The 12,567-nt window shown below is 59.6% G+C and carries 8 protein-coding genes; 1 reads left to right on the top strand and 7 read right to left on the bottom strand.

Annotated features, from left to right (window positions below):
- The 6 genes from metE to ACESLM_RS15585 all read right to left on the bottom strand — a co-directional run.
- Nucleotides 1-1,465 (bottom strand): 5-methyltetrahydropteroyltriglutamate--homocysteine S-methyltransferase (gene metE, locus ACESLM_RS15610; protein ID WP_372632504.1); only part of this gene is annotated, 1,465 nt, incomplete at its 3' end.
- Between the two features lie 255 nt (nt 1,466-1,720).
- On the bottom strand, nt 1,721-2,623 hold the full coding sequence (locus ACESLM_RS15605) for a LysR family transcriptional regulator (protein WP_372632503.1): 903 nt from the start codon (nt 2,621-2,623) through the stop codon (nt 1,721-1,723).
- Nucleotides 2,624-3,060: 437 nt separating this feature from the next.
- Nucleotides 3,061-4,200 carry a toxic anion resistance protein gene (locus ACESLM_RS15600; RefSeq protein WP_372632502.1) on the bottom strand — a complete coding sequence of 380 codons (1,140 nt, stop codon included), beginning with the start codon at nt 4,198-4,200 and terminating at the stop codon, nt 3,061-3,063.
- A gap of 48 nt (nt 4,201-4,248) precedes the next feature.
- On the bottom strand, nt 4,249-5,937 hold the full coding sequence (locus ACESLM_RS15595; protein ID WP_372632501.1) for a vWA domain-containing protein: 1,689 nt from the start codon (nt 5,935-5,937) through the stop codon (nt 4,249-4,251).
- Between the two features lie 15 nt (nt 5,938-5,952).
- Nucleotides 5,953-6,636 (bottom strand): hypothetical protein, encoded by a 684-nt coding sequence (locus tag ACESLM_RS15590; RefSeq protein WP_372632500.1) that lies wholly within the window; start codon nt 6,634-6,636, stop codon nt 5,953-5,955.
- A gap of 226 nt (nt 6,637-6,862) precedes the next feature.
- Complete coding sequence (locus ACESLM_RS15585) at nt 6,863-9,880, bottom strand: alpha-mannosidase (protein WP_372632499.1); 3,018 nt, start codon at nt 9,878-9,880, stop codon at nt 6,863-6,865.
- A gap of 187 nt (nt 9,881-10,067) precedes the next feature.
- Between ACESLM_RS15585 and ACESLM_RS15580 the strand changes: the two genes are divergently transcribed.
- Nucleotides 10,068-11,252, top strand: coding sequence for a GntR family transcriptional regulator (locus ACESLM_RS15580; RefSeq protein WP_372632498.1), 1,185 nt, complete (start codon nt 10,068-10,070; stop codon nt 11,250-11,252).
- Between the two features lie 6 nt (nt 11,253-11,258).
- Here the strand turns inward: ACESLM_RS15580 and murA are convergent, their stop codons facing one another.
- A complete protein-coding gene (gene murA, locus ACESLM_RS15575; protein ID WP_372632497.1) occupies nt 11,259-12,551 on the bottom strand; it encodes a UDP-N-acetylglucosamine 1-carboxyvinyltransferase in 1,293 nt (430 codons plus the stop codon).
- Between the last annotated feature and the right edge of the window lie 16 nt (nt 12,552-12,567).

Here is a 12,567-nt window from a genome sequence, read left to right as displayed (position 1 = left end):
ACTCGCCGTGCACGAGCACGTCCAGTCCGATCTCTTCCTGCAGCTTGATCCACAGATCGATCTGCTCGCGGATAAAGGCCGCGTAACGCTCTCCGTCCCATTCGCCTTTACGCCACAGCTGGCGGGCTTTGCGCACTTCCGCCGACTGCGGGAAGCTTCCGATCGTCGTCGTCGGGAAAATCGGCAGCTGCCATTTGTTCTGCTGCGCGACCCTGCGATCGGAGAACGGCCGGCTGCGTAAGGGCTCCTGCGCGCTCAGCTTGGCGACCGCTTGCTGCACGTCGGCGCGATTGCGCTCCGCGGATTGTCTCAGCGCCTGCACCGCGCTCTCGCTGCTCGCGAGCTCTGCCGCGATTGCCGCTCTGCCCTCGGTCGCGGCCTTGGTCAGCAGCGCGATCTCCTCCAGCTTCTCGTCCGCGAACGCGAGCGCTCCCTTCAGCTCAGGCGCCAGCTTCGTCTCGCCGACTACCGTAACCGGGACGTGAAGCAGGCTGCACGACGATTGCACGATCAGCCGGTCGGAGCCGACAATAGCGGTCAATTGCTCCAGCACGTCAAGCTTCTCGCCCAGCGACGCTTTCCAGATGCCGCGTCCGTCGATGACGCCTGCCCCCAGCACCTTGTCCGCCGGGAAGCCGTGCTCGCGAACCGCGGCCAGGTTGCCCGCCAGTCCGTGAACGAAATCCAGACCGATTCCTTTGACAGGGAGCGACACGATATCCGAATAACGCTCGGTCGATTCGAAGTAAGTCTGAAGCAGGATGTTCAGTTGCGGCACGGCGGCGGCGAACGTCTCGTAGATCGCCTTCAGGCGGCGAACGTCGTCGTTCCCGATTTTCGTCACGACGATCGGCTCGTCGATCTGCACCCAGCGCACGCCTTCAAGCGCCAGCTCGCGCAGCACTTGCACGTACAGCGGAATCAGACGATCCAGCCAGACATCGGTCTCCGACTTGTCGTAGCCCTTGGACAGCTTCAGGAAAGTCAGCGGTCCCACCAGCACCGGCTTGCCTTCGATGCCGAGCTTCATCTTCGCTTCGCGATAAGCTTTCAGCGGTTTGTTTTCGGTAACCGTCGGCTTGGCTCCGTCCAGCTCCGGCACGATATAGTGGTAGTTCGTATTGAACCATTTCGTCATCTCGCTGGCCGCCGCTTCCTTCGTGCCCCGGGCGATACCGTAGTAGACCGACAGCGGAACTTCTCCGCCTTCGTATGCGAACCGCTTCGGAACGATGCCGAACATCGTCGCGGTATCCAGTACGTGATCGTAATAGCTGAAGTCGTTGACCGGAATCAGGTCGATTCCTTTGTCCTTCTGTTTCTCGAGATGGGTCAACCGAATTTCCTGCAGCTTGGCTTGAAATTCCGCTTCCTCCAGCTTGCCGGCCCAGAACGCCTCCAGCGCTTTCTTCCATTCCCGATCCGCGCCGATTCGCGGGTATCCCAAAATACTGCTTTGCGCCATCTCGTAACACTCCTATACAAGTTGTTACGTAGAAGATACCATGGAATTCCGGGTATAGCGTAACTCACATATCCTATATCTGGTTATAGCCTCCGGCTATATCATTGACCGCACTAGGCCGCTGTCCTCTCCCCTCCTGTGCGTTTCTATTCGAATTCTCCGCTCCCGGCCTTGCGTCTCTCCCCGGATTCCTGCTGCCGGCCATACGTGTTTCCGCTTGGTTTCCCACTGTCCGTTTCGACTCAGAGTCTTGGCTCAGCGGCCGATCGCCCGTTCCAACGCTTCGATGTATGCCGTGCCGAGCTTGGAGAGCGCCACGTTGCGGTGAGCGATCCATCCGACGTTAATCGTCTCGTTGCAGTCGAGCGGAACGGGGATGATCTCGTTGCCGTTCAGATCCTTGCTCAGCACCCCCGTCGAAATCGTATAGCCGTTCAAACCGATCAGCAGGTTGAAGAGCGTCGCCCGGTCGCTGACGCGAATGCTCTTTTTACGGGACAATGTACTCAATATCTCTTCGGCAAAATGAAAGGAATTGTACTCCCCCTGATCAAAAGATAGATACGGATAGTCCTGCAACTGGTCGATGGTGACGATGTCATGCTGGGCCAGAGGATTGTGTATGCTGATGAAAATGTGCGGCTTGGCCGTAAACAGGCTCGTAAACTGCAGATTGGCGCTTCTAAGCAGCTTGTGGATGACCTTGCCGTTGAATTCGTTCACGTACAAAATGCCGATCTCGCTGCGCAGCTTGCTGACATCCTCGATGATCTCGTGCGTTTTCGTCTCGCGCAAGGTCAGCTCGTATTCTTCCTGTCCGTACTCCTTGACCAGGCTGACGAAGGCGTTAACCGCGAACGCGTAGTGCTGGGTCGAGACCGAGAAATGCTGAGGAGACGGCTTCGCGTTGAGATACCGGCTCTCCAGCAGCTCGGCTTGCTCAACGACCTGGCGGGCGTAGCTCAGAAACTCCACTCCCTCTTTGGAGAGCGAGATGCCTTTGTTCGATCGCTCGAAGATGGCGATCTGCAGCTCCTCCTCCAAATCCTTGATCGCGTTGGACAGGCTCGGCTGCGAAATAAACAGCCGCTTGGCCGCTTCGTTAATAGAGCCGCGATTCGCCACTTCGATGACATACTTCAGTTGCTGCAGGGTCAAGACCGATTCCCCCATGTTCCGTAATACCGAAATTCTATCATTGATCGGGAGGAAAGTCATGATCTCGGAACGAACGCCGTGCCATCTCCATTGGTCGGACCCTCATTTCCCTCGAGATCGGTTGCGCTTAGCTGGATGGCGATTGCCGCGATGTACGATTTTTTAGAATATCGCCCCGAATGAAAGCGCTATCTCGCGGCCGTTGCACGAAATTTTGGATCATCTCTCCCTTTTTAAGCGCTTCCGCCTGCTCGTTGTTAAATTTTTTAGAGTATCGTTCCGACTGACCGCCACCTCCACCAAGTCAATGCTCGATTTCTCCAAACCCTGCCCAACACGCTATCCCCTGACACAAAAAGAAGGCCGCCGTTAGTCCGGACAACCTTCTCCTTCGATCGCCTAAACCCCGCAAGCCCACTTGCCCACTCGCCGCCAACCTAAATCCCCAGCTTCTGCCCCTTCTCCAAGCGCCGGATCTGCTGTTCGCCCTGGTCGGCCAGCTCGCGGAATTGGCTGATCGTGTCCCGCATGCGGGGCAGCGCTTCCTGCTTGTAGGCGCTGATCGAATCGAGCGCGGCAAGCACGTCGGTGAACGCCTGCTTAAGCGTCTCCACCGATACGCTCGTCTCGAGCGCCTGCCTGTGAATGACCGCTCCTTGCTCCTTCAGCATGCGCGAAGTGCCGGCGATCAGCTCGTTCGTCGTCTGATTCAGCAGCTCGATCTTCTTCAGCACGATCCGCTGATTGAACAGGGCGCTGGCGACCGTCACGGATATGCGCAGCGCCGACACCGTCACGTTCTTCGCCCGGTCCACGCCGCGAATGAGCTCCTTGTTGTTGCGGATGACGACCTCGATCGCCATAATTCCCTGCTGGTTCACGACGAGCATCTGCTGCAGGTCCATCACTCGCTGGCGGAGCGGAAACAGCACCTCCTCGGTAATGAAGCGGATTTTGTCGGGATCTTCGCCCCGCTGCCGCGCCGCTTCGATCTGCGCCTCGATGGATTCGTCCATCAGCGTTCCGAGCTGGATCTCCTTCTGCAGCCTCTTGGTCAGCTCGCGCAGCGACTGCTGCTCCAGCTCCAGCGTCGTGTTGTCGTTCTTGAGCGTCGCCTTGCCTTTATCCAGCGAGACGACGATGTCGGCGATGACGCCGTCGGCCTTCTGATACTTCAAGAAATAGGAGCGCAGCGGGTTGAACAGCTTGCCCAGCACGCCGCGCTTGGCGAAGTCGACGGCGCTCGGGTCCAAGTCCTTAAGCTGCGTATGCAGCTCGGCCAGCCCTTTGGCGACCTGGCCGCCTTCATCCCCCGTTCGCGCCAGATTGCCGACGGATACTTCCAGCAGCTTGTTTTTGTCCGCGGACGACTTCATCGTGCCGAGGCCGAAGCCTTCGATCGACTGCACGATCTCCTTGCGCTTATCCAGCGACTCGACGTCGAGCGCCATGATCGCCGCCACGTTCGCGTCCGCAAGCTGCTTCAGCTTGGCGACCTCCTCGGGAACGGGCTTTACCTCCTGCTCAATAACCGCCTTGATCTGGTCCGGGCTGGCGATCTCCATCGAAAATGACATCCGAATCCCCCTTCGATATCAAGCTGCGTTCGCGCACCTCGCGAATCGTTACATCTGCACGTTGAACAAGTTGCCGATCTTGTAGACGACATCGTCCGTATCCGCGTTGATGCTGGCCGCCTCGTTAATGCCTGAAATGCTCTGCAAAGCCTGGATATTTGCGTTGTAGCCGATCGTGTAGATCGGAACTTTGTACGCTTCGACGAGTTCTTTAATGTCATTAAGCGAATACCCTTCGTTTGTCTCCCCGTCGCTCAGGACGAAGATGACCGGCTTGCTGTTCGGATTAACGCGAAGCTCGTCTTGCAGCATCTTGAGCGCGACGACGATGCCGTCGAACGTTGCCGTCCCCCCGCCGGACTGCAGGCTGTTCACCGCTCCGACGAACATCGATTGTTGATTCGCGTCGTACTTCGCGATCGGCAGGTGGATAGTGACGTCGCTTGAATAGGCCACCAGGCCGATGCTGTTGTCCCGTCCGAGATACTTCTGCCCTTTCAGCAGCGATTCTTTAAGCCGATTCAGCGGCTCCCCGTCCATGCTGCCGGACACGTCGGTCACGAATACGGCCGCGATCGGCTTGCCGGCGTTTTTCTTCTCCTTCCACAGCTTCTGCGCGGAAGCGAGCAGAGCGCCGTCCGGAACGGCCAGCTCCGGCGTATACTCCTCCAGCCCGTTAAAGCCCAGCTTCTCCGCCGCCTGCTGGTACTGCTCCTGCTGCACGAATTCCGCGAACCGCCGAACGAGCTCGACCTTCTCCGGCGGCAGATCGCCCAGCGCGTACAGCGGGCTGTCGTGCCGAACGCCGAACGGCGTAAACACGTAGCCGCCCTTCAAGTCGGCCGCGTTGACGTAAGTCTGGTACTCCAGCACGAACCCGTCCAGCATGCCGGACTTGGCCGCGTCGCGCATCTGGATTGTCGTCGAAGCGATGAACGGCACGTTGGCTTGGAACTTCTCGAAGCCGGCGACCGCCTTCTCCCCCAGCAGGTTCGAGCTGTCGAACGAATCGAGCGCCGTGAGCAGGAAGTTCAGGCCCGTGGAGCTGGCGAACGGGTCGGTATAGCCCATCGAAAACTCGTTGCCCGCGATCGCCTCCGTTACCGTCTTCACGTTCACCGCTCCGTATTTTCCGACCAGCGAGTCGTACTTCGCCTTGGCGATGACGATGCCCGGCACGTTCCCGGCCAGTCGCTTCGCGATCAGCTCCGTTTTGACGCCGCTCGCCTTCGCCATCTCTCCCCACAGCTCGTTCGAAGGAGTGAAAGCGTCGGGTATGTATTTGCCGGACACGATATAATCCGTCGCCGTCCCCGATGCGATATTTCTCACCTTGACCGATGCGGCTTGGCCGTTCACTTCGATTCCCGCCCGGTTGAACTCGGAGGCGACTTCGGTCAGCCAGCCGTCGACGCCGGAGCCGGACTTCTCCGTAGAAGAGAAGATTTCAACGTAGAAGCCAGTCGTATTGTCCACCGTCACCGGAAACTTGGAGATGTCCGGCAGCGCCTCCGCCACGTCCGCCGGATCGAGATCGATCTGCCCCTTCACCGGCTCGGCGGTCTTCACGGAGATGTCCGAGATCAGCTTGTTCAGCCGTTTCTCCGCGTTCTCCGCGGTCATCTCCGCCTTCGATTTTCCCAGATCGGACGTCAGACTGACTCCCCAATACACCAATGCGAACACGATAATCAGCAGGAATACGGATACCAAAGCAAATTTGCGCGGTTTAGCCAACTCCCCCACCTCTCTTCATCTGTAATGCTTCGTCTGTCTGATCAGCGCGTCGATCTCCTTCATGCAGGGCATCTCCTCGATATCGCCGGGCTCGAAGGCGTCAAGGCGCGTGATTTCCAGCAGCAGCCGGTCCAGCTTGAGCAAAATTTCTTCGTTCATCCCGATCGAATACTTCACGAAGCCGAGAAACTCGTTCAGCATTTCCGCCCGCATCTGCAGCAGCTCTCTGGGCATGCGCGCGGCTCTGCGGGAGCCGAGGCTCTCGAACTCGGACTCGTCGAACGCCTGCAGCCGGTTCAGGACGCTTCTGACGTTGCGGTAAAATAAGGACTCCGCCCCCGCGATGGCGGAAGCGAACTTCGAGTAACTCAACTCTTCCGGTTGAAACCTTTGCGACAGCACCTGAAGCAGCGTTTCTTTCTTCTTGCGGATGCGGTCGAGCTGTTCGGCGGCGTGTTCGATATCCTCCTCCAGCATACTGACCCGCTTGTAGCGGGACAGAGCCGCCGCGAAGTCCTCGTGCGATTGGAGCTGCCGAAGGGGCGGCGGCGGCTCCTGCGGCTTGTGAAGGATTGCGTAGCTTCCCAGCAACAGCGCGACGACGCTGGCGAGCGGCAGCGTCACCCCGATCGCCGTCTCCAGCGCGCTCTCGCCGAATCCGACGCCGACCAACCCGGGCGACAGCACAACGACGTTCAAGATCGAGACTGCGGCGACCAACGCTAGCAGCTTGATGAGCTTCGTAGGCTTCGCCCCCTCTCCGGTCCGGCTCCGAGAACAAAAAAAGCCGCGGGTTTCCGCGACAGATTTGGGACAATGGATGTTGTCTCCGGACCTTTAGTCTATTTTTACGCGATTGGACTTCCATTTATGATGGCGTTTGCTCGCGAAAAGGCCGGTCCCCGCATAGGGACCGGCCAGCTTTCTACCGACGCAGCGTCAGACGCAGCGTGCGAATTTCGAACGGACCGAACGGCAGCTTCGCCGCGTCCGTATTTTCTCCCAATCTCGCGACTTGATTTTCCATCAGGTCGACTTCGTCGATCGCCGCGTACGCCGTGCCGAACGTTAAGTTCGCTTCGGCCCTCGTTCCCGACGTTTCGTACAGACGCACGATCAGATCGTCGGAATCCTCGGCCTTCTTGACCGCTTCGAGCATAACGTGCGGCGAATCGATCCGCACGAGCGAGCCCCCAACGGTCGACGGTTCCTGCCGATCTGCGCTTCCCGCCGCGAATGCGGTCAGCGGAGAGTTCAGCTCGTAGCCCTTCCGGTAAGTGAGCGCCGAGACGTAATCCCCTTCATGCGGGTATAGCGCGTAGACGAACCGATGAACCGCCCGGTCGGCTTGCGGATCGGGATAGGACGGGCTGCGCAGCAGATGGATGTCCAGCACGTTTCCGAGCGCGCTAAAGCCGTACTTGGAGTCGTTCAGCAGCGAGACGCCGTAGTCCGGCTGCGACAGATCGATATACTGGTGCGCGCAGATTTCGTCCTTGGCGAAATCGTGCCTCGTATTGCGGTGCGTCTGGCGCTGCAGGCTGCCGAACTGAATTTCGCAGTTGACCTGGTCCGCGCGCACGTCGACCGGGAACGAAGCTCGCAGCATTTTGCCCGACTCCCGCCAATCCGCCTCCGTCTCGAAACGAACGATCCGTTCGCCTGCATGGAGAACGACTTTCTGCGTCAACGTCGACTCGCCGAACCGGAACCGCTGCTCCACGACCGCTTTGGCCCCGTCCGCGTACGCGGCGACCGTCTCCCGCTCCATCCGGCCGGCGACGGCCTGACGGTAGTTGCGGTCGAAATCCCACGCGTCCCCGCGATCGTGATAGACGGTCAGCAGATTGGCCCGCTCGCCGGACGCCACTGTCTCGCGACCTGCCTGCTTGTCGTAGAGAGAGACGATGCTGCCGTCGGGGCCGAGCTTGACGCTCAAAAACTCGTTTTCCAGACCGTTCTCGTTCGCGGCAGGCGCTTCCGCGCTCGCTGCGCTCGCCGCCTGCTCCAGCGGGGCAACGCTCATCGGAGGAACCGTCACAAGGTGCGACTTGCCGTTCCAGCTCACCCATTCCCGCCGTTCCCACGGCAGCGAATTGGCGACGAACGCCTCGCCCGGCTTCAGTCCCGCAAAGGCCGCAGCCGTTGCGTACGCCTCTTCGGCCAGCTGCAACACCCGCTCGTACAGAGCCGCATAGCGCTCCAACGATTCGTCGTACACCCTGCCGATCGACGAGCCCGGCAAAATGTCATGGAACTGATAGAGCAGCACTTCCTTCCAGATCGTCTCCAGCTCGTCCTGCGGATAGTTAGACGCCGGCGCGCCGCGGGAGATCGCGAGCGAAGCCGCGAACTCGACCTCCCTCAGCGCCTTCTCCAGCTTGCGGTTATACCATTTGTTGCGGCCTTGCGACGTCAGCGTCCCCTGATGCTTCTCCAAATACAGCTCGCCGCGCCATGTCTCGAACCGCTCCTGCTCCCGCTCCAGCTTGCGGAAGAAAGCACTGGATGGTTCCTGAACGACCGGGATAAGGCCCTGCAGGTTCTGCAAGCGGCCCAGCCGCTCCAGATGCTCCTCGCCCGGCCCGCCTCCGCCGTCGCCGATGCCGAACAGCAGAAGCGCATGGTCCGAGACGCCGCTGTCCATGTATTCTCTCTCGATTTTCGCCAGCGACCGCGGAGCGGCCGGGCTGTTGTACGTATCCTCGGGAGGAAGATGGGTCAGCACCTTCGAACCGTCGATGCCCTCCCACAGGAAACTGTGATGCGGGTGATCGTTGTAGACGCTCCAGCTCAGCTTCTGCGTCATCACGTAATCGACTCCGGCCTTCTTAAGCAACTGGGGCAGACTGGCGCTGTAGCCGAAAATGTCCGGCACCCACAGCACGCGCACGTCCTCGCCGAATTCCTGCTTGAAGAACCGTTTCCCGTACAAAATTTGCCGGACGAGCGCCTCTCCGCCCGATACGTTGGAATCGGGCTCGACCCACATCGCTCCCTGAACCTCCCAGAGGCCTTCGGCGATTCTGTCCTTGATGCGTCCGTACAGCTTCGGGTAATGCTCCTTCATCCATTGGTACAATTGCGGCTGGCTCGCTCCGAACGCGTAGTCGGGATATTTCTCCATGTTTTTCAACACCGTGGAGAACGTCCTTGCTCCCTTGCGAATCGTCTCCCGAATCGGCCACAGCCAGGCAAGGTCGATATGCGCGTGTCCGACGGCGCTGACCGTAATGTCGGGATCTCCGCCCTTCTTGTCCAGTTCGGGCCGCAGCAGCTCGCGCGCCGCTTGAACCGCGCTTTCGTCTATCGTCTCCAGCAGGTACGATGCCTCGTACAGCTTGTGCAGCAGCTTCGTCCGGCGGGCGCTTTGCTCCGGAAGCTGTTCGGCCAGCTCCAGCAGAACTTCGTAGTCGTAGTAGAGACGGCGCGTCTCCTCATGGCAGATCGCGATGTCCGCTTCCTTCAGCGTGCCGCTGCGGTAGCGGCCGAACAAGTCGTTGCAGCCCGCGTCCGCCCACAGGTCGACGGCTTCGCCGCCTTGGGCGCGTTCGGTCACGTCGACCACTCTTTTGCCCGGCAGCCCAAGCGAAAAGTCGAACTCCGAATTGATGTTGGTCAACCCCTGGATCGGCGCGCCGTCCTCGTCGACAAGGCACAGCTCCCCGTTCACGTCGATCAGCAGCACGACCTTGCAGCCCGCGGCGCTCGCGGGCACGGAGCCGACAAACCGAAACCAGGCGCAGTCCCATAGCTCGCCCCATTTGTCTCCCGGCCGAAGGGCCAGCGGCTCTCCGGACGTTCTCTGCTCGTATGGAACCGGCTCCTGGGTTCTCCAGGCGTTAACTTCAAGGGAAGCCACCTTCATATAGATGTGCTCCCGAATTTTCTCCAGCGTATGCTTGGCCCGACCGGTCATGATCGGCGCTGTCTCGTAGGGCATCGGTCTCTCTCCTTATCGCCGCATGGCTTTTGCAACGAATATACCATCACGAAATGATATATTCAATATAAAGATTAAATTTTATATCATATATGTCATTTACACCAAAAACCCTAATAAAATCTATTCTATCCGCGCTCCCCTTTGATATAATAGCTATATAATCCAATTTACAGGAGCCGGATAAATGAACAACGAGCGGCAGCCTCTATATATGCAAATCCAGAATCATTTCAAACGTCGGATAAACTCGGGGCAGCTGCTGGCCGGCGACCAAATTCCGACCGAGCGCGAGCTGATGGAGGCGTTCAGCGTCAGCCGAATTACGGTGGCGAACGCGCTGGCGCAGTTGGCCAAGGAAGGCTGGATCTATCGGGTTCCGGGGAAGGGCAGCTTTGTGGGCAAAGACGTCTCCAGCCTCGGCATCGCGCAGGAAACGGATCGGGGCAAGGAGGCGGAAAACGCCGGTAAACCCGGCTATTTCCCGTCGCGGGGCGCCGAAGCTGCCGCTTCGTCCGGGAAAATGATCGGGTTTATCGTGCCGTCGGTGAACGACTTTTTCGCGCTGCGTCTCATTCGGGGAATAAACGACGTGCTTCGCGGCACTCCCTACTTCTTGAATATCGTGCTGACGAACGAGTCCAAGGAGCGGGAGCAAGAAGCGATCTCCGAACTGATCCGGATGGGAGCGGTCGGGCTGATCATTTTCCCGGTTGACGCCGAAGCCTATAACGAGGAAATTTTGGCGCTGAAGGTGAATCGGTTTCCGTTCGTGCTCATCGATCGTTACTTCCCGGGAGTGGAAACCCACTTCGTCTGCTCCGACAGCCGCAAAGGCGCGGAGCTCGCCGTCTCCCGCCTGTGGGAGCTCGGGCATCGGGATATCGCCGTCTGCTCGGATTCGCCCCTGCAGACGATTCCGGTGCAGGACCGGATCGCGGGCTATATGGACGCCTTGAAGCAAAAAGGCGCTCTGATCAACCCCGCCCTGATGCTGACCGAATTTTCGATCGGCGCCCATGACGTGGAGCAGGGCGGCCATATGCTGCACCGCTACATCGGCAGCCGTCTGGCGACGGCTTATATTACGCTCAACTCCACGCTTGGTTCGCATATCGCCGCCATCGCGGACAAGCTGAACATGAGCGTGCCCGGAGACCTCTCCATCGTCACCTTCGACGATCCGTCTCCAGGACTGGACAATCGGGCGCGCTTCACGCATATCGCTCAGTCCGAAGAAGAAATCGGCAAGCAGGCTACGCGTATTTTGCTCGACGCTCTGAACGAAGGCCCCGGCGAGTATCGTCAAGTCGTGCTGGAGCCATTCCTTGTCGAAGGGACCACGACCGGGCCGCCGCCCGCAGACCGATAGTCCGTTTTACGAACCCAGGCTCGTATACGAACCGAAAGCGTCCGCAGTGTCCCGCATCGTCACGTCCGCTCCGAGCGCCCGGAACGAAGCGGCGATATTCTCGTAGCCGCGCTCGATATGGCGAACGCCCGCGATCGAAGTCGTTCCCTCCGCCGTCAGCGCGGCAACGAGCAGGCAGATGCCCGCGCGAACGTCGGAAGCGTGCACGAGCGTGCCGCGCAGCGGCGTCCCTCCCTTGATTCTCGCCACACCGGACCGGACGTCGATGCGCGCTCCCATCCGATTCAGCTGAGGCACATGCTGGTATCTCTTCGGATAGATCCGGTCCGCCACCAGGCTTGTGCCGGGAATTCGCGTCAGCAGAGCGGTGAGAGGTTGCTGCAGATCGGTCGGAAACCCGGGATACATGGCCGTTCTTACCCGAGTCGGCCTTAGCCTGCCGGCGGCATAGGCGGTAACGGATTGGTCCCCCTCCTCCACTTCCATGCCGATTTCCCGCAGCTTCGCCATGCAGGAGCCGAGATGCTCGGGAATGACGTCGTTCACCGTGACGATGCCCTTCGTCGCGCCCGCAGCAATGAGGAACGCCCCCGCGATCAGGCGGTCGGGAATAGCCGTGTACGTGCAGCCGCGCAAGTGGCCGACGCCTTCGATCGTAATCGTGTCGCTGCCCGCTCCCCTGATTTTGGCGCCCATCTTGATCAGCAGCTGCGCGGTATCGACGACTTCCGGATCTCTGGCCGCCTGGCGCAGCGTCGTTCGGCCCGTCGCTCTTGCCGCCGCCAGCATCGCGTTGATCGTCGCTCCGGAAGAGATCGTGTCGAAGTAGATGTCCGCTCCCCGCAGATTTGCGCATTCCACCTCGTAATAGTCGGTATGGAAGACGAACTTGGCCCCCATCGCCATCATCGCTTTAATGTGCTGGTCGATCGGACGGCTGACGAAGTCGTCGCCTCCCGGATAGCCCATGCTGACTTTGCCATGCTTGGCCAGCAGCGCTCCGATGAAATAATAAGCGGTGCGGAACGCGGAGGCGCGCGCCGGATCGACGACCGTGCTGCGAATGCCGCGCGGGTCGATCAGCACCGCGTTGTCCTCGTCGCGGTAAATGATCAATCCGATGTCTTCCCCGATCCGGGAGAAGACGTCAAGATCGGTAATTTTCGGTATTCCTCTTAATAGAACGGGCTCGTCCGACAAGCAAGCGGCGGCCATCAGCGCCAGCGAGCTGTTCTTGGACCCCGGAACGGACACGGCTCCGCCGAACGGCGAGCCGGGATTAACGACGATTTGTTTCATGCGGTTCTCCTCGCTT

This window comes from Cohnella sp., from assembly GCF_041641335.1.
GTDB lineage: Bacteria > Bacillota > Bacilli > Paenibacillales > Paenibacillaceae > Cohnella.
The sequence above is the reverse complement of the archived record's forward strand: the minus strand, read 5'-3'. Positions and strand labels throughout refer to the sequence as shown.

What these genes read in the sequence shown, in the direction of transcription:
- murA (WP_372632497.1), bottom strand. Translation starts at nt 12,551, where the DNA reads ATGAAACAAATCGTCGTTAATCCCGGCTCGCCGTTCGGCGGAGCCGTG.
- ACESLM_RS15585 (WP_372632499.1), bottom strand. Translation starts at nt 9,880, where the DNA reads ATGCCCTACGAGACAGCGCCGATCATGACCGGTCGGGCCAAGCATACG.
- ACESLM_RS15580 (WP_372632498.1), top strand. Translation starts at nt 10,068, where the DNA reads ATGAACAACGAGCGGCAGCCTCTATATATGCAAATCCAGAATCATTTC.
- ACESLM_RS15600 (WP_372632502.1), bottom strand. Translation starts at nt 4,200, where the DNA reads ATGTCATTTTCGATGGAGATCGCCAGCCCGGACCAGATCAAGGCGGTT.